Source organism: Paenibacillus sp. BR1-192 (assembly GCF_029542445.1).
Lineage (GTDB): Bacteria > Bacillota > Bacilli > Paenibacillales > Paenibacillaceae > Paenibacillus_AQ > Paenibacillus_AQ lautus_A.
In genome coordinates, this window is sequence record NZ_CP120718.1 from 3,037,484 (window position 1) to 3,059,223 (window position 21,740).

Here is a 21,740-nt window from a genome sequence, read left to right on the forward strand (position 1 = left end):
AGGTTAATATGTCAGATCCGATTATTGTAGTACCTTATGAATCTTCTTGGAAACAAGAATTTAAAAGTATTGGTTTAGCGATTCGACAAGCACTTGGCGAGCTAGCTATTCGAATAGATCATATCGGCTCAACTTCTATAGAAGGATTAGATGCAAAACCTATAATTGATATTCAGATTTCGGTCCGATCATTCGAAGCGATAGAAATATATAAAACTAAACTTGAGAACATAGGATTCATCTATAGATATGATAATCCTGACCTAACAAAACGATATTTCCGTGAGAAGCTTGGAAGAAAACGAAATCATATCCATATAAGAGAATTTGGAAGTTGGTCTGAACAATTTTCACTTTTATTTAGGGATTACCTTCGGACTAATGAAGATGATTGCAGAAAATATGCGGAAGTGAAATATGATTTGATGAAACAATATCGAAATGAGCGGGATCGATATGTGGAAGGCAAGGAACCAATAATATGGGAAATCATGTGCAGGGCCAGTAAATGGAGTCAAGTTACTGGATGGAAACCGGGAAAGACCGATATGTAAGTATATCAAAGAAGGCGTAGACATCATATAACATTGCATTCACGCTGCGGGCCTTACGGCCCTTGGTCCGCAGGCGGGATCTCAGGGAAGCGGGTGCTGCGGACAACCTCCTTCGGAGGTTCGTGAACACGGAAACGTTATCCGAAACTTCCGATTAGCAAAGGAATAACCTTAATTAAAGGAGGCTTACATGAAGCTAGTACAAGTATTAAGTATAGTAGTTATAATTATCCTTTCAGGTTGCAATGCAGATAATAATAAAACTTACCATTCGTCAATTCCATCGTCTTTCTTTTCTGACGTTGAGGGGAAGTATTACATCACGGCAATTGGTACCACTGATGAACAAAATCTTGAATTTCAAGAAGTGTTTGACCAAAACATAAGGATTCTTAGTGGTTATTATCAAACCGGAAATCCAGATGATAAGGAACTACAAATGTTAAACATTGATGATGAACCAAAGTACATTGTTTTTGATACAGAAAAAGAATTATATCGAACAGACAATTTAAATGAACTTAATCAATTTCTTTCGAATCAAAGAAGAAAATAATAATCAAATTCAAAAGAACGAAAAGGATACTCAAGAATTAAAATTAAAAATGAATAAAGACGATAAAGGACGAATTGTGAAAGTATATCAAAGAAGTCGGAGGCATTGGATAACAAAGTATTCACGCATCGGGCCATTCGGCCCTCGGTCCGGCAGGAGTTAGAAGTGGAATCGGCGAGGCATTTCAGCTGCAGGGAAGTGAATTCAGCCGGACACATCCGCATTGACTAACCGCATCGCGGCGGGCTCCAGGCGGAGCCTTAAGTCGGTGGGACGTCGTGAATACGGGAACGTTATAGGAAATAGGCATAAGGAAAGAGAGGAAAAAATGAGCAAGTATTCTTTTATAGTTTCAAATAGTTCATTACCAGAGATAGATTTAACTGGCGTTGTGAGAATGAAGTATGGAGAATATAAAAATTTGAATATCCCATCTTCAGGAGAATCCATTTTAGACCAATTGGATGACAAGGATGATGATTTAGAAATACTTATAATGGATTCGACGAAAATGCATTATCTCAAGATAACTCTTTGTACCAATCGACCATATGGTTTTGAAGAATACATACAGCAAGAATTTATTTATTGGTTGGAAGGGAGTTCAGATGATGTAACTTGGAAAGAACAACTTTATGAATACTTGAAAGGGCTAAGAAATATGAAAGACGGACTTGAAATATGGTCTATATGGTTTGGAGATGGCCTTCAAGAGATTGAAAAAATGAAATTAAAATTATCAGACCTACAATTAATTGATTTGGAAGCATTAAAAAGTATGAGAATGAATTACTGTATAAAATTCGAGTAATTATTGAGTTGATTGGTCAATTCGGAGAAAATGCCTACATCCTATAACATCCTGTTCACGCTATGGGCCGTATGGCCCTTGGTCTGCAGAGGCATTTCGAAGAACGCATACGCGCCTTAAGCCAGTGAGGGTTCGTGAACAAAGAAACGTTATACGACAGAATCAGAAGTGCAAAAAACATTGTAGTAATTTTCAAACTGTAAAACTTGCTTGCTTGGTTTTTCTTTATTACTAAATTTATTATTTGTTAGGGGATTGACCAATAATATAATTTTTAAGGAGAGTTAAAAAAGCATGAGTGAAGATTTTAGCAAAGAAAATAGTATGACTAATAGCACTTTTGCCTTGGAGAGCTTAAAGAATATTCAAGAATTGATAAGGTTTACAGATAATAAGGCTTCTGCACTTTTAGTGGTGTATGGCTTAATTTTAACTGTATTTATGGAAACAGCAAAAAAAATGAGTTTTATAAATATTACAAAGATGGATATTTATGATGCACTGGTGTCTATTCTTGTTCTTATTGTAGGAATATTCCTAGTGATTATATTAGTTTACCAACTTTACTTTATCATTATTCAAGTTCTAAAGCCGAGGCTATCAATGAATTATAAGTTTGATGAACACTCTATTTTTTACTTTGAACATGTAGCAAGTATGAAGAAATCTGATGTGTTAGAAAGATATTTAGCTGCAAATGAAACCGTCATGGTAGAAGAGATAGTAGGACAAGTGTACGAAGTTTCAAAGATAATGAAAATAAAAACTTATCGTTTAAAGAAGGCAATGGAGTATCTTTTTGTGAACCTTGTTTTATTACTCTTATATATTTTTTTGAGCAACATTTAATTCTTACGATGGACAATTACTAATTTTATATTATCTATATTGGAGGTTAACTATGAAAAGCTTAGATTATAACTACAAAGATCGAAAAAAGAAAGTTGAAGAGATATTAGACAATACGGATAAGGTTAATGAAGTGGATAAGTTTCCAAGAGATGAGGATTTCACCTATACGAATGCATATAAAGCGTGGGCAGGAGCGATTTTTGTTGATTTAAGAGACTCCACTACGTTGTTTACTAGTAATAATGATGTAGATATTGCAAAAGTGATTCGGGGCTTTACATCAGAAATTATTGAGATTCTAAGAAAAGATCTTGAATCTAATGATTTGAAAGAGATTGGTATAAGAGGGGATTGTGTTTTTGCTGTTTATTCTACCCCATTAAAAACGGATATATATGAGATTGCAGACAGAGCCTTTTATATCAATACGTATATGAAGATGTTAAATAAATTATTGGAAAACCGTTCTTTGCCCACTATTAAAGCGGGTATAGGCTTAGCAGCCAATCCAACACTCGCAGTGAAAGCTGGTAGAAAGTCTTCAGGAATTCATAATTTAGTTTGGATTGGTGAGTCTGTTGCAAAAGCATCCAATTTATCTGATTTGGGTAACAAAAATGGAAATGGGCCTATTGTTATGTCTCCAGTTTTTTATAGTAACTATATTGCTAATGCTTCTGAGGAGGCGAAGAATTGGTGGACACAAAAGTACGACAGTTCATACGGAACTTACTATCATGGGAATGTAGTAAAATCGGCTTTTAACGATTGGATTGAAGATGGTATGAAAGATTGAGCTATCAAGAATGATCTGATAGAGATAGTTGAATAATATAAAAAAAAACGATCAAAACACTAATGTGGGTTATTTCCAAGAAGTGATTCCGTCGTATAACAATATATTCACGCTTCAGGGCTATCGCCCCTTGGTTGTCAGATGTATAATCGTGGAAGTGGCTCAGACAACAAACGACCCAGCCTAAGATAAGAGCTATCTAAGGCTGGGTCGATTCGTGAATACAACAACGTTAGCTGAAATTACTGTAATAAGAAATAATTAAGAGGTGCGGACAAATGGAGGAGACTAGTCCTAAGTATGCTGACAAAGAATCAATTGAAAGTCTTATAAAGAAATTACATTTACCGCTACTTACTCCGTTTTCACAGGACTGGGAATATACGTCGGCTGATTCTTCGAGAGTAAATGAATTTATTACATATTATGAGAATAATAAATTAAACAACAAAGAGAAATTTACGCTGATGATAGTTATAATATCTTCTTTTGATGATTATCTTTCCGAGGGAATAGGAACGGAAGACATCAAAATTTGGAATCGAATAAAACAAAATATACTTAAAGACTATAAATTACATATCAATACCATTATCTATTGGGCACTAGAAGAGAACGACCTAGAGGATTGTTTTGCAGTCACACCTTATATACGAGAGATCTTAGAACAAAAGAGCAAGTAACTAACAACAAACAAATATCACTCGAGCATCTCAATGAAGTCAGTAACTCCAGCTAACACCGTATTCACGCAGCGGGCCTGACGGCCCTTGATCTGCAGAGGCTTTTCGGGGAAGCGGACGGAATCAGCAGACAACCCTGCACTGGCTAAGTCCGTCGGACCCGGGGCTGGCGCCCCTTAAGCAAGTGAGGGCTCGTGAATACAAGAGACGTAGATGAAATCGGCAAGAACCTAATAAAATTAGATTAAAGGAAGGAACAATCAGATGAATATATATCAAAATAAGCTAGTTGCATTTATTGATATTTTGGGATTTTCAAATCTAGTAAAGGATAGCGCAGAAAACGGTCAAAAGGCGGAGTTATTGCTAAGTTTGCTCAAAGACATCGAAGCGTTTATTAAAAAAGAGGAAGATATTTTACATACTTCAGAAAGAATAGGAAATATTACAGCTGCAAACTTAAAGGTAAATTATACTCAATTTTCAGATAGCATTATTCTGTCAACCGATATTGTGGTCCCTGAAATACATGGAATTAAGGCACCTAATATTAATAATTTTATGATGATTTTTTCTATATTGTCTTATCTGCAAGCTAAGTTTTTAAATGAAGGAATATTATTGCGAGGCGGTTTGACATGGGGGCCCTTATTTCATGAGAAAAACATATGCTTCGGACCGGCATTTATCAGAGCATATAGTTTAGAAAGTAGGCTTGCTGTCAACCCACGGATAGTAATTGATCCGTGTATTACAACCTTAGATGTGATCCCAACAGAATATGAGGATTATGATTCATATCCATACTTAATGGAAAAGAACTTAAAAGGTTTTATGTTTTTAAAGGATGAAGAGGATGGGAACTATTTTATTAATTTTATGGCATTACAAACCTTTAAAGCCAATGCCCATTCTATTTTAGAAAAAGTAAAAGAGAATATAAAGGGGATGAGTGAAGAAGATGAAGATGAGAAAAAAATTATAAGTAAGCATCAATGGCTGATTAGAGAAATCAATAATTTTTTAAAAGGTAGATAGGCTATTTGGAAACTGATGAAGCTTTCTCAAAGAAGAGCCGAAATCATCTAACATAATATTCAAGCAGCGGCTCCTTAGGAGCCTTGGTCTGCGGGAGGGATTTCAAAGAGGAATTTCAGCAGACAACCCCTCCGGGGTTCATGAATACAGAAACGTTATAGGAAATCAGCGCAAATCAATAAAAATAAAGGATGTAATAAAATGCTTGATTACATATGGATTGATGACGAAACATCAATATTAAATCAGGTCAAAGGTCAATATAAATATGCTTTAATCATTACTAATCCTTTTATTCAAATGCCGCAAGGCTGGTACAACAATAAAAAAATTAGTGGCCTTGAATATACATACCCAACAAATGAGGAAATAATTGAGTATGGTAAACCTGTTTTGTGGAGTCAAATATTAAAGCTAACTGAACTTGAAGATTTAAGAAGTTTAGCTTTAGCGATGAAAACATACATATCAGCATTAAATAAATTCTATGCAAGGTCTGATTTAATGGAGAAACTTAAACTAGGGTTGCAAGAAGACGTATATTTGCCTAACGAAGATAAGATCTCACAGTTCTTAATTCCAACAATAATTGAAGTGTTTAAATCAAGGGGAATTACAAAAATTCAATACTCAGAGCCGATATTTGATACAAGTGGCGAAATACTAGTAGATGATATTACAATTCAAAACTTTTATGAAATGGCACCTTCAGAAATTATTGTAACGGACGAAACTAATGATACAGCATTTTTAAGTGTTTATGATTCATTTATTACACTCATGTTCACCAATGATATAAACACGAAGGAAACAATTCTTAGTGCAGGTTGGGAAGCGATTGAATGTAATGAAGATACAATGATTAATTGGTATCTTAAGTAATAAACTTCGATATGTAGATGATTCAAAGAAGTCACTGACATCCTATAACATAATATCTATGCTGGGCTACGCCCTTGGTTCGCAAGAAGTAATAGCAGAGAAGTGGAATCAGCTCACAACCCTGCGAGGCTAAGTCCGTCGGATCCAGTCACTACGCTCCTCTAAGCCTCTCGGGTTCGCAGATACAGAGACGTTAGCTGAAATACGATGCTCTTTGATTATGGGGTGAATTTAATGAAGGAAGAATGTATAAACATACAGATCAAAGTTCATAGGGCAACTAAAACTGATAGTCAAAGTATACTTGATCTTTGGAAAGGGTCTGCTAGATGGATTCAATCTAAAGGGATTAATCAATGGAATCCGGATCATTTTAATATTAATCAAGTTCATGAATGCTTCGATAGCGGATTTGAATTTTATTTAGCACGAATGAACGGAGAAGTAGTAGGAACCTTATATATCAGTTGGTCAGATCCGATTCTATGGGAAGAGCTTGACAATAACAATTCCGGATATATCCATAGATTCGCGGTAAGTAGAGCTCATATCGGGAGTGGAATAGGCAGACAGTTAATTAATTGGGCTGAAGTATATATTAGAAACTCAGGTAAAAACATAAGACTCGATTGTATGGCTGAGAATGCTAGATTAAATCGATATTATATTGATATGGGATACAAGCATATTAGATACATAGAATGGAAGAATGGTTGGAAGATCAATTTATATGAGAAGTACTAATTTGGGGGCAACTCAGGGTTCTTCAGCTAACATTATATTCACGTGGTGGGCCGACTTTCGTCATCCCTTGGTCCACCAGAGGCTATTGGCAAGGAAGTGGAGCCAGGCGGACAACCCTGCGAGGCTAACTGCGCAAGCGCAGCCGGCGACGTTGTCACCTTAAGCCTCTCGGGTTCGTGAACACAGAAACGTTAGCCGAAAGAAGTTCTTAGCTTAGGAGGAGTCTATATGATATTAGAAAAAGTTATAAATAGAATTGCAATACAAAGTGAATATAAGGATTTTGTTGATAAGTATATAAATCATTTACTTACCGAATTTAAAGGAAAGATTCATAGCATTTATATGTGTGGCTCGATTCCAAAAGGAACTGCTAACCCTTTTAAGTCAGATGCAGACTTTACTATTGTATGTGTAAATCCCAAAGATATTGATTACGAAAGATTGTCAAATATTAAAGGCAGGATTTTGGAAGAATATCCAATAATAACTAAGATTGATACGATAATTTGCTCGATTGACGATGTATTAAGTAAACCGAATGAGTGGGGTTTTTGGGTTAAGATAATTTGTGTTTGCATGCATGGTCATGACATTGGTGAAAAAGTACCACCGATCATTATTTCTCCAGAGTTCATTCTAGACTTAAATACAGAGACCAAGGAAGAAGTAGATCGTGTACGTCGTTCACTTTCTACTGCTAGTGATCACACGATGAAAACTAGATATATTAAAGGGTATTCGAAGAGATTAATTCGTGCATTATACTCTTTGGTTTTAACAGATACAGGTGTATGGCAAGATGACATTATTGAGATGAAGAATGCCATAATAAACTATTGCGAGATTGACTCCGCTTTAGTTGAGTATCTGTATGCTTGTTACTTGGATAGTGATGTACTTGTTGAAGAGTTTCTGGGAATTGCAGATGAAGTATATAGCTATTTTGAGAACGCCTTAAATACAATGGCTGCTTCCAGAACTTCCCTCGGCTAACACCATATTAACGCTCGGGGCCACTCTGTAGAAGCGAGTGACCCCATCCAGCCCCTAAGCCCGTCGGGACGTCACTGCATTAGGTGTTCGGCAAGCCTCACAACTATAAGCAGCGACTCTAAGGGGCCAGGACGTCGTGAATACAAGAACGTTAGTCGGAAACTCTCAAAACATTAGCAACAATTATGATCATACCTCTAAATATTAAATAGAACATAAGGAATATAAAAACATGAAAAGGTTCTCTGTTCAGAAGTCAGAATGGTCTGATAAACGTGAAGAAGACTATAAAAAAGAATGTTTTAATATCGTGTATGAATTTGGTCATAAATTGAATGTTGAGGATGACAGAGTGTTTTTAATGATGAGTGAAATGAATATTGAAATATTGACACCATTAAAGTTCGGTTCATTTTGGTATGAAACATGGCTAGAGATCAGAAAAATTTATAAAATAGATTTGTATAATAATGATTGAACGAAAAGAAAATGAAACGATAATTACTAAGTCGTGGAAACGAGAACGTTATCTGAAAGATACGCTTATAAGTGAGGGTGATTCGTTTGAAGCAAGGACAGATTGTGTTCTTGAACGGAACTTCAAGTGCAGGAAAGACTAGTATTTCTATGGAACTGATCAATCAGAAAGAGATTCTTTTTCATCATTTATCCATAGATGATTTTTTTCATAATTTCAATGATCTTATTAATAACAAATTTCCAGATTTAAAACCAGTAAAAGAATTGGATGATGTAGTTATCGGACAAATAATGTTTGATCCTATAATCTCCATGTACTACGCCACAATTAAACTGTTTTTAGAATATGGTCTGAATGTAATCGTCGATACCGTAATCGAAAATGACAAGTGGTTTAATGATTATCTTGATGTACTTTTTGATTATCCTACATTATTCGTAGGTGTAATCTGCTCGAGAGAAGAACTCACAAGAAGAGAGCAAATCAGAGGAGATCGAATGATTGGACTAGCAAATTCCCAGTTCAACAAAGTATATTGCTTTAATGAATATGACCTTGAAGTAAATACTGAAGAGTTGAATCCAACAGAATGTGCCGAAAAGATATTAAATTTTATTAAGTCCGATCAGGATTACTTGGCATTTAAGAAATTAAATAAAAGAGATGTTAGTAGTTTATAAAAGGCATCCCATCAGATAATACCATATTCACGCTGTGGGGCTATCGCCCCTGGGTTGTCAGATGAATAATTATGTAAGAAGTTCAGACAACAAACGTGCCAACCTAAGATAAGAGTTATCTAAGTCTGGGCCGTTTCGTCAATACAAGAACGTTATGCGCCATTTCCGGTAAATATTAAAGAAATATTTAAGGAGATCATTTATGAAAGGTAAGATACTCATATTATTTTTTATTACGATAGTGTTTTCATCTTGTCAAAATAGTAGTCAATCGACTACCTTGAACAGCGAAACTAAATCAATAATGAATTCTGAACTGCCATCTGATGTAGTGAGTACAGGTAATGGAACAGAATCGAAAGAAATAACTGAAGGTCGTTCAGATCCTTCTAACTATGAAGTGTTAACCATGAGCATTGGGAACCTTGATTTGAAAGGAGAATTTTATGATGAAATGCTTCGAAATCCTATAGATAATGATTATGAGGTGGAATTTAATGAATTTCAAAATTCCAAAGAGATTATTACAATATTAGAATGGGGGGCGTTGGAAAGCAAATATACAGAGATTTGGGATAATGAGTTAAATCATATATATATAAAGCTTCTTTCTAAGTTGGATAGAGAACCAAGAGAAGCACTAATTGAATCGCAGAAAGAATGGTTACAGTATCACTTAAGGGAAACAAAATTTGTAGAGAAGTCATTTATTAATAATGGTTACCTTGGATCACAAGGATCGGTAAGCCTAGGCAGGGTTATAAAGGAGAGAATTAGGGAAAGAACAATGCAATTATTTGAATATCGATATTTGCTAGATGGTGAAGTTGAGTTTTTATACCAAAGCAAAAAATAGAGTTGGAATCTTGATCGAAGGTTTTTAGCATTACAGACCTTATATAAATAAAAAATAATCAACAAAACATATAAAAGCGTTATAAAATGAGTTATACTGAGGTAAGAATAAGTAAGGAGCCGTGCTGGAACACGACTCCAAAGCACAATAACTGCATAAAGAGCAGTCGGCCACAGGAGTTAGGTCGAGAAATAGACCGTTACCTTAGCGAGGGCGGTCTATTTCTTTTTCATGTAGGTGAGCAATGCCAGAATGAACATGCCGAACATGAACATTAAGGAAAGTGCATCTTTGACCTCCATGGGCATCACCTCCCTTCTGGGAGATTAGCCGACCGCCCTTAAAGCCGATTATTGTACTAGAAAATTATAACATATAAGATCTGATGAAATACCATTAAAATACTATAAATAACTAGAATGATACATAAGAAACAATATATATCTGTAAAACATTTATGAGAATGTAGTTACAGATAAGACAGTAACATCACTAAACCATGCATCTAAGCTTCGCCCCTTGGTTTTTTCATAAGCAAGCACGCTCATAGGCGTAAATTCAGACAACACACGACCCGTCCTAAGATAGGAGCTATCTAAGGCTGGGTCGCGTCATAGATGTGGGGATGTTATGTGAAATCAGCCTAAATACAGAGGAGAATGTAAATGATAATTCGTGAAGCTGAAACAAATGATGCCGAAGCTATTGAACGACTATATAAAGAGTTGCTTCCAAACAACACAAAAATAAAAGTGTTGGAAAATAGAATAGAAGAAATTAAACAAGATCCTAATAGTTTCTTGTTCATTTGCGAAGTAGACCAAGAGATCGTTGCAACTGCACATCTGCATCTATGTTTAGATGCGTTGATAGAGTCACAACCTTTTGGGGTTGTAGAACGTGTAATTGTATCTGGAAACAGACAAGGTCAAGGTTATGGATCGCTCATTATGAAGCATATTGAAGAGCTGTGTATTTCAAGGGGTTGTGTTAAGGTCTTTTTAACCAGCGGAGCTTCGAGGAAGCAAGCACACGAGTTCTATACAAAGTTAGGTTATGACGGTGATTCGAGTAAAGCCTTTAAGAAGTACTTATAATTTTTGAAAGTTATTCTAAGATGAGGCAGACATCACATAACACCATATTCCCGCAGCGGGCGTTCGCCCCTTGGTCCGCGAAGAGCGAAGGGATTTCACTGCTGAGCGAATTCAGAGGTACAGGGAAGCGTTGGCGGACAACCCTGCGAACCTAACCGCGCCGCGACCGGCCCTTCGGGCCTTAAGGTTCTCGGGTTCGCGAATACATATACGATATCTGAAAGCTAGGCACTAATATTTTATCTGGTGGTGACTGCAATGACGCAAATTGAAGAACATTTTCAAGAGTTCCCTGTTCTTGAAACTGAACGAACAAGATTAAGAAAGATAAGTTACTCGGATCAGGATGATATGTATAGTTATTGTAGATTTCCTATGGTATCGAGATATACCGTTTGGGACACTCATCAGTCACTTGATGATACAAAAGCATTTATTGAATTTGTGTTAAACCGTTATGACACACAGAAAGTAGGACCTTGGGGAATTGAGCACAAACAAGCAAAGAAACTGATTGGTAGTTGTAGTTTTGTAAGTTGGGATAATCGAAATAAAAGAGCAGAGCTTGGTTATGTATTGTCAAATGAATATTGGAATCAAGGATACATGACGGAGGTAATTAGAAGGATTTTAGAGTTTGGATTCAATGAATTAGGACTAGTTCGAATTGAAGCAAGATGCCATCTGGATAATATCGGATCCGCCAGAGTAATGGAGAAGACTGGAATGCGATTTGAGGGGGTATTGAGAAGGCATATCTTAGCGAAGGGTGCATTTCAGGATGTAAAATTGTATTCAATAATTAAAGACGATTTTGCAAGTGAACTCGAAGAAGACCCGTCCATCAGATAACAACGCATTCCGGCAATGCGGCTAAAGCCCCCTTGGTCCGCCCGAAGTGGGAGCAAGGAAGCAGAAATCAGCATGCCACTTCTGCGAACCTAAGTGGCATGCTACCCAGCGCTACGGGCCATAAGGTTCTGGTTGTTGTGAACGCAAGAACGTTATATGAACCGCCGAAACCTGATAAAAACCAAAGAGTGAGGGAATCATCATGCCCAATGTGTCTGTCAGATACATTCATAGGAATGAATTCTTTTGCTATATAAGCATTTAAATGCAGATGATCCAGAACTGAATATATACGAAATACAAGATCATTGGCGCGAGATAATGAATGACAAGCTGATGAAGATTATTGTTGTAGAGCATGAGGGGAAGCTTGTCTCTTCATGCGTTTTAGTTCTTATTAGGAATTTAACTAGGGGCGCAAGACCATATGGCTTGATTGAGAATGTTGTTACACATTCTGATTATAGAAAAAACGGTTACGGGAAATTAGTACTTCAAAAAGCAGTCGATATCGCTAGGGAGAATGATTGTTACAAAGTGATGTTAATGACAAGTTCTAGAATGGAAGGAACCAATAGCTTTTATGAGAGCTGCGGATTCACTAAAGGGGATAAGACAGGATTTATAATTAAGATGTAATGAGGTAAAAAGATGCGCCGGCATCATGTATCATATCCACGCTTCGGAGCCTGACGGCTCCTCGGTCTGCGGGATAAGATTGGCAGGGGAGAGAATTCGGCGGACACATATTCGAGGCTCACTGAGCTCCGGTTTGGTTGGAGGCTACGCCTCTCCAGATGCGCACTCTAAGCCTCTCGACGTCGTGAATACAAGAACGTTATACGACAGAACAGAGAGATGACAATAGTTAGATTCATAGTAAAAAATGCATTAACCAGAACAACAGAGCGAAAGGACGCTATCCCTTATGAAATTTTCAACGAACGAGCATTCGATTCACGACATTCGACTTGCCCGCTATGCCGCCGTGTCCGCTGCCTTAAGTCTGGTAAGTGATGAACAGCTTAGCAAGCGAGTGGAAAAAGCTACGGTTCTAAATACTGGTATTGGCGGTACAACGGCTTTCTTACAAATTGATGAGACACCCGTGTTCGTGAAAATGGTTCCGCTTACGGAACTTGAAAGCCACTCCGAAAATTATATGTCTACCAGAAACGCGTTCAATCTTCCACCGTATTGCCACTATGGGATAGGTTCACCAGGTGCTGGAGTGTGGCGTGAGGTCGCTGCCCATACCATGACCACCAACTGGGTTCTGGCGAGACAGTGTGAGAACTTTCCCCTAATGTATCACTGGCGGGTGTTAAAAAGCCCAGAACGGCGTAATCCAATCTCTGAGGAACTGAGCGATGTTTCAAAAATGGTTGAGTTTTGGGGTACTTCAAAAATACGGGATCGTATTGAGGCCCTTGAGCAATCCAACTACAATGTTGTACTGTTCTGTGAGTACGTACCTTACAACCTGCATAACTGGCTTACCGAACAGGTCGCTATGGGTGAGAATGCAGCCAATTCAGCGTTTGCCTTGTTGGACTCAAACTTGCTGTCAACGGTCTCCTTTATGAATGCGAACGGATTACTACATTTCGACGTTCACTTTAACAATGTTTTAACCGACGGACACCGTGTGTATATTTCGGACTTCGGACTTGCAACGTCTTCTCGATTTGAACTTTCAGATTCCGAATTGGAGTTTTTTGAATTGAACAAGACTCATGATGGATGTTATGTGGCAACACAAATAGTGAACTGGCTTGTAGCAGCATTGACTGGTAGGATGAACCGTTCTGAACGAATCGAATTCATACGTCGTTGTGCTGAGGGTAAGGAATTCCTAGAAGTGATGGATTCGGCAGCGGAGATTATAATGCGGTACGCTCCAATAGCTGTAGTGATCAATGATTTCTACACCAATCTCGTTTCGAAGAACAGAAATACATTGTTTCCCGTTGAGGAGATTGAACGGGTCTGTATGAAAACTGGGTTCCAGCTGCCCTTCTCGAATCCCAGGCTGGTCTAGTCTACTTTAGATTTCCAAATGTTATATCATGATTGGAGCTGAATTTTTGATGTTGCCTTCCCTAGAATAAGAGCTATCTAAGGGAGATGGACGTCGTAATACAGGAACGTAGGTGAAATCATCCAAGAACTTAAAAACATGTATAGTTAGGAGATTCTATGAAGCGAACAATTATGATTAGCGATATTCATGGATGTATCGATCAATTAAATCAGATGTTGCATAGTATCAAATTTAATTCGATTGATGATCAGTTGATTTTGCTTGGTGATTATGTAGATAGAGGGCCTAATAGTAAAGCAGTAGTTGATAAAGTAATCGAATTAGTAAGTATGCATAATGCCATTGCTTTACGAGGCAATCATGACCAACGATTGGTTGATTTGATAAATAATGATAGCGCATTGATTCGATCTAAATTTATTGAACATGGGGGAATACAAACCCTCCAAAGTTATTGTGATATTAATAACATGAATAACGAAATCTCTGATGAGATATTGAACCAGGCGAAGGATACAATTAAGACTTTTTTTGGTCACCACATAGACTTTTTAAGTGAATTACCTTTATTTCAAGAAGATCATGATCACATATATGTTCATGCGGGATTGAATCCCAATTTTATAGATTGGAAGAACCAGCCGGAATATGATTTTATGTATATTAAGGATGAATTCATTCAACACGCTTTTGAGGATCTAAACAAAAGAGTTATTTTTGGACATACAAGAACTATTGATATCCATGGCACATCAGATATTTGGTTTAGTAAAGACAAGATAGGAATTGATGGCGGATGTGCATATGGATTGCAGTTGAATTGTTTAATTCTTCAAGAAGGATCGTATATAACGGAACAGATAAAGAACTTTTGAAAGTCAATCCAGGAAGCGGGGGACATCACCTAACATCATATCCACGCATCGAGCCTGACAGTTCCTCGGTCCGCGAGAAGCGATTGGCAGGGAAGCAAATTCAACGGACACATCCGCACCGACTAACCGCATCGCGGCCGCTCCCGTTGGTCGGTTGGACAACGTGGATAAGGGAACGTTCAGGGAGGGTTATATGAAGACCATTATTTATATGGTTAGGCATGCCGAGTCACCATATACTGAAGGAAATGAAAGAACCAGGGGGCTTACCCTAGAGGGAAAGATGAACGCAGAAAAAATAACAGAAATATTAAAGGATGAAGGAATAAACATTATTACATCAAGTCCTTATGCTCGAGCAATTCTAACATTGGAGGGGTTGGCCAAAGAGTTAGAATTAGATATTCAAATATTTGAGGATCTTAGGGAAAGGCACTTTTCAGACTATGTTATTACTAATGAAGAATTTATGCCCGCAATGAAGAAGATGTTTGATGACCCTTCCTATGCATTGCCAGGAGGAGAGTCTAATACTGTTTGCCAGAATCGATCAGTTGTAGTGTTGAAAAATATCTTAGAAGAACACAAGGGAAAGAAAATTGCTATTGGAACACACGGGAATGTAATGACATTGATGATGAATCATTTTAATCCGAATTACGGATTGGATTTCATGAATCAAACAAAGAAACCAGACATCTATAAATTAAAATTTAAAGACCTGGTATTAGAAGAAGTAACAAGACTTTGGAAAGAATAGATTAATTTATGAATGGATCGAATAGAACTTTGGGCATCGCGTAACACCGTATTCACGGTGGTGCACCCTTGCGGCTCCTTAATCTGCCCGAGGCATTTCGGAGAAGTTAAGTCAGGCTGGATAACCCTGCGAGGCTATGTTCGTTGAACCGGTCGTTGTTCCCCATAAGCCTCTCGGTCGTAGATACATTAACGTTATATGACATACCCGAAAACCAAATTTCACTTTTTCCTATAAATAAATTTGTACACATAAGGAGATATAGCAATGGAAAAAAACAATTTACTAAGAATGGACAATGTCGGCATCGTTGTAGAATCCCTTGATGACGCAATTTCTTTCTTCGAGGAGATTGGCTTGAAGCTCGAAGGGCGAGCCACGGTCGAAGGTGAATGGGCTGGTCGCGTAACCGGACTGGGTTCACAGTGCGTAGAGATTGCTATGATGGTTACCCCAGACGGCCACAGCCGAATTGAGCTTTCCCGATTTCTCACCCCACCTACTATATCAGATCACCGGACTTCTCCTGTAAACGCCCTCGGTTATCTACGCGTCATGTTCACCGTGGAAAACATTGACGAAATGGTATCCAGACTCACTAAGCATGGTGCTCAGCTCGTTGGCGAAGTCGTTCAGTATGAGGACTCGTATCGGCTCTGCTACATTCGTGGAACCGAAGGAATTCTAGTCGGTTTGGCGGAACAACTCGGTAACAAATAAGCAACGTACATTTATAAACATCAGTTACTGAAATATACATTTCTAGAAGCATCGTGCTGATGCCCCGCTCGCAGTAGTGTGGATTGAATTGAAACGAATGATGGTCTTATTAAAACTTTAACCGTTATCTGAAAGACATGTGAAACTTAAAAACATAAAAAAGGAAGATCATATGAAACGAATAGACGTTGCGTATTCTTTGATTACGGATAAAGACAAAACAAAAATCCTCATGGTGAAGAATCATAAAAACGGTACTTGGTCATTACCAGGTGGAGGCGTTGAAGAAAGCGAGACCTTAGATGCGGCTGCAATCCGCGAAGCAAAGGAAGAAACGGGATTTGATATTAAAGTCCACGGTGTAGTGGCTATCAATGAGGCAATATTAACAAAACATGATGAACACGTAGTGTTTATTACTTTTAGAGCTGAAATAATAGGCGGACAACAAGAGATAACTAGACCAACCGAAATTAGTCATGTTGAATGGGTAGATATTGATAGAGCAGATGAATTTATGCCTTATTATCAAGAAGGATTAAAAAATATTGTAAAAAACGAGATTGAAATCAAATATTTTAATGAAGGAAAAGTTTGAAGGAATTGTAAAGTAAGTCGAGGAGGACAAGTCCTTCAAATAAAACACCATATTTACGCATTGAACCGTTCGTTTCTCGGTCTGGTATGAGGGATTTCAGGGGAGCAGGATCAACCTGACAACCCTGCACTGGCTAAGTCCGTCGGACCCGGGTATTCGCCCCTTAAGCCAGTGAGGGTTCATGAATATAAAGAAGTTATCGGAAATCAGCGCAAACCACAATTCCTCAATCATATGGTGGTGAGACTTTTGATAAGTAAGTTCAAAATCGAAGATGAACAGCTTATTTTATTCATACAAAAAAACTACGGAATTCTTATTAAGGATATTGAATTTATTCCGGTCGGGGATTCAGCGTATTCCTATAAAGTAAATTGTATTGACGAACAACAATATTACTTGAAGTTATTTGATCATCATAATGATAGACAAAGAGAGGGAATACGACGACTACATTATTACCTACCTTTGACTTGGGATCTTTATCATCAAGGGTTGTTTATAAACATGACTCATCCAATAAAGAATTGCTTTGGGAGTTTATTTACTAAATTACAAGACATCACTATAGTTTTATTTAATTTTATAGTTGGAGAGACCTTGACTGAGGCATATCCTTTCTCAGATGAGATTCTTGTAGGAATTGCAAAGTCCGTGGCTACATTAGAACAGATTACTCCGCACGTGAATCAGAATTTATTACCAAAGGAATCATTTGATATCACTTTCGAATCTGATCTTTTGAGATGTATTTCGATCCTTGAGAAATCAAATCTAAACAATGACTTAAATCAATCACTACGAAAGCTTGTTTTATTAAAGAAAGAACAAATTCTCTTTTACATGAACTTAGTTAGAGAAATTCGGAATTCACTTCATATCAATGCTAGCCAACTTGTTTTGTGTCACGGTGATATGTGGGGCGGAAATATCATTTATCACAATAATCAGTTGTTCTTTTTAGACTGGGAATCGGTGATCATAGCACCACCTGAGTATAATTTGTTTGGCTATATTGGTTCGAGTTTCGACATCTTTATATCTTCCTATATTAAACAGTTGGATCGAAAAATTCAGATTAATCTGGACTTGATTCGCTTTTACTCTTATCGTGCACATCTTCGTAATCTATCTAACTGGGTTATGAATATTCTATTTAGGAATAAAGACGAGTCTCAAAGTATCAATGACTTAGAAATGATTCGAAACCACTGTTTAAATCGATTTGATCAAATTGAACCCAATATAAGAAATATTAGAAGAGACATAATAAGTTGAATACTTATTCGAAGAAGGCGCTGATATCTTAATAACAAGGTGTTCACTCATCGGGGCATACGCCCCTCGGTCCAGGCGGGAAGTCGGAGAAGTAATTGCCGGCTAAATTCGCACCACCTAACCGCATCACTGCGAGGCCTTTCGGGCCTTATAGTGGTGGAGTTCGTGAACACACCAACTTTATTGGCCATGGGGGAGAGTGCGATTATAACCAATCTAAAGAATAGAAGAACGCTTCTTGTCCTCATACTCGTTATAGGGGCTGTATATTTTGTTCTAGGTGATATGAATGGTTTCATGAGTAAGTCAAACTTAAATAAAGAAATTCAGGTAAAACAAATCTCCAGCACGGAGATGTCCAAAGCACGATACACCAGAAAAGGATCAGGTGCATATATCGATTGGATAGACGTTGAATTAAATCAGGATGAAATTAATAATATTGTAAATTGGATTAATTCTGTACCCGATTCAGATCGTATTGCGTTGAAACAAATACCATCAAACACCAGCATTAGTGCAGGGATTGTTTTTAAATTAAAGACCGGAAAAGAAATAAGAATCCAATATGATCTTGAAAAGATTTATATAACAAGAACAGATATATGGACTAGGCAAATGATTTATACAATCGATCAAGAAAACTTAAGGGATTTCTTTGATCAACAACTTAAAGGGTTTTATTTTGGAGAAGACAAGGTAAATAAATCTTGAAGGTGATCCAGTAAGCCCGCCCCACATCATAGGCGTTGACATGAACCGTGATGAAGCGACTGAGGAATTGAAGCGCAGTCTTTTAAAATCGATCGAAGCACAGAATTGATGAAAGGTCCGGCCAATAAGAATGTTGCCGGACCTTCGTCGTTGTTTTGACACTTTGGAATCTGGAGGCTTAACTCGGTTCAATATGAACATGGACGTCGTAAACGCCGTGCGTTTCTTTTAATTCATGCTCCACCTGGTCCGAAATATCATGGGCAACCCGAATGTCCAGATTGGATCTGACCAGAATGACGATGTCGACCACCGTGTTGCTGCCGTAATTTCTTGCCCGAATGTCTTTGACTCCTTTGACGCCAACCACTTGTTTCACGGTTTCTTTGTAGCCTTTGATAATGTTCTCATCGAATCCGTCGGTTAAATGATGAGAGGCATCGCGGAATATATCCCAGGCGGTTTTGCATATCAGAAAACCTACCACTATGGCCGTCAGCGGGTCGAGCCAGGGAAGCTGAAATTGGGCCCCGATGATGCCGACAACCGTGCCGATGCTGACCCAAGCGTCCGAGAGGTTATCCTTCGCGGCTGCCATTACGGCTTGGCTGTTAATTTGGCTGGCAAGACGCTTGTTATAGCGGTAAACGCAGTACATGACCAACGCGCAGCCGATACCGGTCCAGGCGGATATGAGATCAGGCGATTCGTGGGTACCTTCAAACATGGAAGATGCGGCCCCGAACAATACCTGGATCCCGACGGCCATCATGATGAAAGAGGCGATCAAGGATGCTACCGTTTCCGCTTTCCAGTGTCCGTAAGGATGATCCCGGTCCGCAGGTTTTTGCGATAATCGTAGTCCGATCAATACGGCAATGGATGCCACGATGTCGGTAGCATTATTTAATCCGTCGGCACGCAGAGCTTCGGAGTTCGCCGAGTAACCTATCAATAGCTTGATTGCAGATAGACAAATATAAGCAATGATGCTGATAATCGCACCTTTTTCACCTAATTTTAAATCCTTGTAACGTTGTTCTTCCACGTCTGGCCGACTCCTTCCGCACACCCCTAAAAATAGTACCTGACTATAATACCAATCCACGCATGGGTGGGTCTAGAGCAACGTTTTTTCCTGTCACTTAATATGTGACAAGGGGCAAAAAATGTTGCGCCGGACTAAGAAAGATAGATTCCGGTAAAACGCAAAAAATGCCGGCGATGCGCCGGCCGTAATTTGTTGTATATATCAACCGTAGATAGGCAGCCACAATCGAATATCCGCCTATCGTAGGCTATCGATTGTTTCTCCGAGATTTGCGGCGGAGGATGCTTATTGTGAGCATGATGGAAAGAATCCCGATTATGGCATGCATAGGCCTCTTGCCTCCTGAAGGTTCATGATGGAACATCGGTTATGCATCCATATTATTCACGATGAAAGCTTCGTGCTTGGGTTGTTATGCAGGGCAGGCCGCAGAATCGAGAGAAAGAGTTACGCATTCCGCTATGGCGAACATAATCCATATGCTACGGCGTTCGGTTCGTTTCCCTCGCTTTTGCCGTTGATTGACGGGGAACCAGAACCGTGGGCAGCTTGATCTGCTGGTATTCGCTGCTTCGATTCTCTATTTGCTCCATAATCAGCCTGCCGGCTTCACGGCCGAGCTCGAGCTCCTGCTGGACGACGGCCGTAGGAGGAACGATGCAAAAGTCCGGATACTCCACATCGTCGAAGAAGACGACCGACAGATCCTCCGGCACGGAGATGCCGAGCTGCAGAGCCGCTTGAATGACATGCGGGCTGAAGTTAGAGGACAGGAGAGCCGTCATCTGCGGATTAGCCTTTAAAAATTGCTGGATCATGGCAATCACCTCTTCGTCACTGCTGGTCATCGTCAGCTTGGTCATCTGCATGCCGCGATCAATGAGAATGTGGCGGTCCTCAAGTGCTTTTTCGTAGCCGTGCAATCGGTCCTCAATGCTTGAGGTTCCTTCGGCAAGCGTGGAGATAAACCCGATTTGGCTATGACCGAGCTCATGCAGATGGTTGACGGCTTGCATGGCCGCCGCATAGTTATCCGAGCTGATCGAATTGGTGTCCACTCCCTTTAGCTCGCGGTCAAGCAGGACAAGGGGGAAGCGGTTCAGCGTAAGCGACAGGATTTCGTTGTTGTAGTGCTCACCTTCCACGGGATAAATGATGAGTCCTTTGACTCCGGCCTGCTTCATTTCCTGAATCCTCAGAATTTCATGTTCCTGGGAGTCGTTGGTTTTCGCGAATAAGAGCTGATATCCGTTCCCGGACAGGCTATCTTCAATTCCGCTCAGCAGATTAGCGGTGAACCGGTTGTCCAGACGGGGCAGGAGAAAACCGATAACGGGCACCGTGTGAGCTGCTTTTTCCTCTGTTGAAATATTGGATATATCCTCCGGACGGTGGTCGGACACAAAGGTGCCCTTACCCTGCAGTCTGTAGACTACTCCTTTATCCACCAGTGTCGTCAGCGCATTCTTCACCGTAATTCGACTGACGCCGAATTGTTCCGCCAACTCATTCTCGGAAGGTATGCGGCTCCGCGGCTTCCAATTTTCGTTCCGAATTTGTTCAATGATAAACGTTTCGATTTTCTTGTACATGGGCGTGAATTTTTTTACCATGGCATTTATCTCCAATCGCTAATAGATCCGTTTTAAATATATTATATAAATACAACATATACAAGTGTTGTTTGTTTATATCAAGTTATTATGATTACACGAAAAGTGATCAATCCTTATTTATGGCTGATAAACCCGTGTTGTCTTATTTTAAAAGAAAATGTCGGGTTCATATCGATCTTTAGTTGTATCAAAAAATAAACATTTAC

The 21,740-nt window shown here is 38.8% G+C and carries 27 protein-coding genes; 24 read left to right on the forward strand and 3 right to left on the reverse strand.

Annotated elements, in window-relative coordinates:
• The first annotated feature begins 8 nt into the window (after positions 1 to 8).
• The 14 genes from P0X86_RS13585 (at position 9) to P0X86_RS13650 (ending at position 9,929) form a co-directional block, all read left to right on the forward strand.
• On the forward strand, positions 9 to 554 hold the full coding sequence (locus P0X86_RS13585) for a GrpB family protein (RefSeq protein WP_277748669.1): 546 nt from the start codon (positions 9 to 11) through the stop codon (positions 552 to 554).
• 190 nt (positions 555 to 744) lie between these two features.
• Entirely contained in the window at positions 745 to 1,110 is a 366-nt protein-coding gene (locus tag P0X86_RS13590) for a hypothetical protein (protein WP_277748670.1), read from the forward strand.
• A 105-nt stretch (positions 1,111 to 1,215) separates the two neighbouring features.
• Positions 1,216 to 1,341: a hypothetical protein gene (locus tag P0X86_RS13595; protein ID WP_277748671.1), complete on the forward strand. Its 126-nt coding sequence runs from the start codon at positions 1,216 to 1,218 to the stop codon at positions 1,339 to 1,341.
• 37 nt (positions 1,342 to 1,378) lie between these two features.
• Positions 1,379 to 1,921 carry a hypothetical protein gene (locus tag P0X86_RS13600; protein ID WP_277748672.1) on the forward strand — a complete coding sequence of 181 codons (543 nt, stop codon included), beginning with the start codon at positions 1,379 to 1,381 and terminating at the stop codon, positions 1,919 to 1,921.
• Positions 1,922 to 2,215: 294 nt separating this feature from the next.
• A complete protein-coding gene (locus P0X86_RS13605) occupies positions 2,216 to 2,770 on the forward strand; it encodes a Pycsar system effector family protein (RefSeq protein ID WP_277748673.1) in 555 nt (184 codons plus the stop codon).
• 52 nt (positions 2,771 to 2,822) lie between these two features.
• Complete coding sequence (locus tag P0X86_RS13610; RefSeq protein ID WP_277748674.1) at positions 2,823 to 3,569, forward strand: adenylate cyclase; 747 nt, start codon at positions 2,823 to 2,825, stop codon at positions 3,567 to 3,569.
• Positions 3,570 to 3,847: 278 nt separating this feature from the next.
• On the forward strand, positions 3,848 to 4,252 hold the full coding sequence (locus tag P0X86_RS13615; RefSeq protein WP_277748675.1) for a hypothetical protein: 405 nt from the start codon (positions 3,848 to 3,850) through the stop codon (positions 4,250 to 4,252).
• A gap of 264 nt (positions 4,253 to 4,516) precedes the next feature.
• The gene (locus tag P0X86_RS13620) at positions 4,517 to 5,290 is read left to right on the forward strand and encodes a hypothetical protein (protein ID WP_277748676.1); all 774 of its coding nucleotides are present in this window, start codon (positions 4,517 to 4,519) and stop codon (positions 5,288 to 5,290) included.
• Positions 5,291 to 5,491: 201 nt separating this feature from the next.
• Positions 5,492 to 6,172, forward strand: a complete 681-nt coding sequence (locus tag P0X86_RS13625) for a DUF2711 family protein (RefSeq protein ID WP_277748677.1) — start codon at positions 5,492 to 5,494, stop codon at positions 6,170 to 6,172.
• A 234-nt stretch (positions 6,173 to 6,406) separates the two neighbouring features.
• Positions 6,407 to 6,916 carry a GNAT family N-acetyltransferase gene (locus P0X86_RS13630; protein WP_277748678.1) on the forward strand — a complete coding sequence of 170 codons (510 nt, stop codon included), beginning with the start codon at positions 6,407 to 6,409 and terminating at the stop codon, positions 6,914 to 6,916.
• Positions 6,917 to 7,144: 228 nt separating this feature from the next.
• Entirely contained in the window at positions 7,145 to 7,912 is a 768-nt protein-coding gene (locus P0X86_RS13635) for a nucleotidyltransferase domain-containing protein (protein ID WP_277748679.1), read from the forward strand.
• 232 nt (positions 7,913 to 8,144) lie between these two features.
• Positions 8,145 to 8,390 carry a hypothetical protein gene (locus P0X86_RS13640; RefSeq protein ID WP_277748680.1) on the forward strand — a complete coding sequence of 82 codons (246 nt, stop codon included), beginning with the start codon at positions 8,145 to 8,147 and terminating at the stop codon, positions 8,388 to 8,390.
• Positions 8,391 to 8,476: 86 nt separating this feature from the next.
• Positions 8,477 to 9,073 carry a chloramphenicol phosphotransferase CPT family protein gene (locus P0X86_RS13645; protein WP_277748681.1) on the forward strand — a complete coding sequence of 199 codons (597 nt, stop codon included), beginning with the start codon at positions 8,477 to 8,479 and terminating at the stop codon, positions 9,071 to 9,073.
• Positions 9,074 to 9,275: 202 nt separating this feature from the next.
• Complete coding sequence (locus P0X86_RS13650) at positions 9,276 to 9,929, forward strand: lysozyme inhibitor LprI family protein (RefSeq protein WP_277748682.1); 654 nt, start codon at positions 9,276 to 9,278, stop codon at positions 9,927 to 9,929.
• A 218-nt stretch (positions 9,930 to 10,147) separates the two neighbouring features.
• On the opposite strand, the gene P0X86_RS13655 is transcribed toward P0X86_RS13650, so the two are convergent.
• The gene (locus P0X86_RS13655; protein WP_220687457.1) at positions 10,148 to 10,231 is read right to left on the reverse strand and encodes a putative holin-like toxin; all 84 of its coding nucleotides are present in this window, start codon (positions 10,229 to 10,231) and stop codon (positions 10,148 to 10,150) included.
• Positions 10,232 to 10,594: 363 nt separating this feature from the next.
• Here P0X86_RS13655 and P0X86_RS13660 point away from each other — a divergent pair, with 363 nt between their 5' ends.
• From P0X86_RS13660 to P0X86_RS13705, 10 genes are all read left to right on the forward strand, one after another.
• Complete coding sequence (locus P0X86_RS13660; protein ID WP_277748683.1) at positions 10,595 to 11,026, forward strand: GNAT family N-acetyltransferase; 432 nt, start codon at positions 10,595 to 10,597, stop codon at positions 11,024 to 11,026.
• A 258-nt stretch (positions 11,027 to 11,284) separates the two neighbouring features.
• Complete coding sequence (locus tag P0X86_RS13665; protein WP_277748684.1) at positions 11,285 to 11,878, forward strand: GNAT family N-acetyltransferase; 594 nt, start codon at positions 11,285 to 11,287, stop codon at positions 11,876 to 11,878.
• Between the two features lie 246 nt (positions 11,879 to 12,124).
• Positions 12,125 to 12,517, forward strand: a complete 393-nt coding sequence (locus P0X86_RS13670; protein WP_277748685.1) for a GNAT family N-acetyltransferase — start codon at positions 12,125 to 12,127, stop codon at positions 12,515 to 12,517.
• Between the two features lie 289 nt (positions 12,518 to 12,806).
• On the forward strand, positions 12,807 to 13,919 hold the full coding sequence (locus tag P0X86_RS13675; RefSeq protein WP_277748686.1) for a serine/threonine-protein kinase: 1,113 nt from the start codon (positions 12,807 to 12,809) through the stop codon (positions 13,917 to 13,919).
• Between the two features lie 158 nt (positions 13,920 to 14,077).
• Entirely contained in the window at positions 14,078 to 14,797 is a 720-nt protein-coding gene (locus P0X86_RS13680) for a metallophosphoesterase family protein (RefSeq protein WP_277748687.1), read from the forward strand.
• A gap of 193 nt (positions 14,798 to 14,990) precedes the next feature.
• Positions 14,991 to 15,557 carry a histidine phosphatase family protein gene (locus P0X86_RS13685; RefSeq protein ID WP_277748688.1) on the forward strand — a complete coding sequence of 189 codons (567 nt, stop codon included), beginning with the start codon at positions 14,991 to 14,993 and terminating at the stop codon, positions 15,555 to 15,557.
• Between the two features lie 267 nt (positions 15,558 to 15,824).
• The gene (locus P0X86_RS13690) at positions 15,825 to 16,277 is read left to right on the forward strand and encodes a VOC family protein (protein ID WP_277748689.1); all 453 of its coding nucleotides are present in this window, start codon (positions 15,825 to 15,827) and stop codon (positions 16,275 to 16,277) included.
• 172 nt (positions 16,278 to 16,449) lie between these two features.
• Entirely contained in the window at positions 16,450 to 16,875 is a 426-nt protein-coding gene (locus P0X86_RS13695) for an NUDIX hydrolase (RefSeq protein ID WP_277748690.1), read from the forward strand.
• A gap of 240 nt (positions 16,876 to 17,115) precedes the next feature.
• Positions 17,116 to 18,153 carry a phosphotransferase gene (locus P0X86_RS13700; protein WP_277749033.1) on the forward strand — a complete coding sequence of 346 codons (1,038 nt, stop codon included), beginning with the start codon at positions 17,116 to 17,118 and terminating at the stop codon, positions 18,151 to 18,153.
• Between the two features lie 165 nt (positions 18,154 to 18,318).
• Positions 18,319 to 18,867 (forward strand): hypothetical protein, encoded by a 549-nt coding sequence (locus P0X86_RS13705; RefSeq protein ID WP_277748691.1) that lies wholly within the window; start codon positions 18,319 to 18,321, stop codon positions 18,865 to 18,867.
• 178 nt (positions 18,868 to 19,045) lie between these two features.
• Here the strand turns inward: P0X86_RS13705 and P0X86_RS13710 are convergent, their stop codons facing one another.
• Complete coding sequence (locus P0X86_RS13710; RefSeq protein WP_277748692.1) at positions 19,046 to 19,915, reverse strand: cation diffusion facilitator family transporter; 870 nt, start codon at positions 19,913 to 19,915, stop codon at positions 19,046 to 19,048.
• 485 nt (positions 19,916 to 20,400) lie between these two features.
• Positions 20,401 to 21,531, reverse strand: coding sequence for a GntR family transcriptional regulator (locus tag P0X86_RS13715; RefSeq protein ID WP_277748693.1), 1,131 nt, complete (start codon positions 21,529 to 21,531; stop codon positions 20,401 to 20,403).
• Positions 21,532 to 21,740 lie beyond the last annotated feature (209 nt).

Coding starts and splice junctions, on each gene's coding strand:
- P0X86_RS13635 (WP_277748679.1), top strand. CDS start 7,145: ATGATATTAGAAAAAGTTATAAATAGAATTGCAATACAAAGTGAATAT.
- P0X86_RS13625 (WP_277748677.1), top strand. CDS start 5,492: ATGCTTGATTACATATGGATTGATGACGAAACATCAATATTAAATCAG.
- P0X86_RS13605 (WP_277748673.1), top strand. CDS start 2,216: ATGAGTGAAGATTTTAGCAAAGAAAATAGTATGACTAATAGCACTTTT.
- P0X86_RS13655 (WP_220687457.1), bottom strand. CDS start 10,231: ATGGAGGTCAAAGATGCACTTTCCTTAATGTTCATGTTCGGCATGTTC.
- P0X86_RS13675 (WP_277748686.1), top strand. CDS start 12,807: ATGAAATTTTCAACGAACGAGCATTCGATTCACGACATTCGACTTGCC.
- P0X86_RS13660 (WP_277748683.1), top strand. CDS start 10,595: ATGATAATTCGTGAAGCTGAAACAAATGATGCCGAAGCTATTGAACGA.
- P0X86_RS13610 (WP_277748674.1), top strand. CDS start 2,823: ATGAAAAGCTTAGATTATAACTACAAAGATCGAAAAAAGAAAGTTGAA.
- P0X86_RS13590 (WP_277748670.1), top strand. CDS start 745: ATGAAGCTAGTACAAGTATTAAGTATAGTAGTTATAATTATCCTTTCA.
- P0X86_RS13665 (WP_277748684.1), top strand. CDS start 11,285: ATGACGCAAATTGAAGAACATTTTCAAGAGTTCCCTGTTCTTGAAACT.
- P0X86_RS13690 (WP_277748689.1), top strand. CDS start 15,825: ATGGAAAAAAACAATTTACTAAGAATGGACAATGTCGGCATCGTTGTA.
- P0X86_RS13715 (WP_277748693.1), bottom strand. CDS start 21,531: ATGGTAAAAAAATTCACGCCCATGTACAAGAAAATCGAAACGTTTATC.
- P0X86_RS13695 (WP_277748690.1), top strand. CDS start 16,450: ATGAAACGAATAGACGTTGCGTATTCTTTGATTACGGATAAAGACAAA.
- P0X86_RS13680 (WP_277748687.1), top strand. CDS start 14,078: ATGAAGCGAACAATTATGATTAGCGATATTCATGGATGTATCGATCAA.
- P0X86_RS13630 (WP_277748678.1), top strand. CDS start 6,407: ATGAAGGAAGAATGTATAAACATACAGATCAAAGTTCATAGGGCAACT.
- P0X86_RS13615 (WP_277748675.1), top strand. CDS start 3,848: ATGGAGGAGACTAGTCCTAAGTATGCTGACAAAGAATCAATTGAAAGT.
- P0X86_RS13620 (WP_277748676.1), top strand. CDS start 4,517: ATGAATATATATCAAAATAAGCTAGTTGCATTTATTGATATTTTGGGA.
- P0X86_RS13640 (WP_277748680.1), top strand. CDS start 8,145: ATGAAAAGGTTCTCTGTTCAGAAGTCAGAATGGTCTGATAAACGTGAA.
- P0X86_RS13685 (WP_277748688.1), top strand. CDS start 14,991: ATGAAGACCATTATTTATATGGTTAGGCATGCCGAGTCACCATATACT.
- P0X86_RS13585 (WP_277748669.1), top strand. CDS start 9: ATGTCAGATCCGATTATTGTAGTACCTTATGAATCTTCTTGGAAACAA.
- P0X86_RS13650 (WP_277748682.1), top strand. CDS start 9,276: ATGAAAGGTAAGATACTCATATTATTTTTTATTACGATAGTGTTTTCA.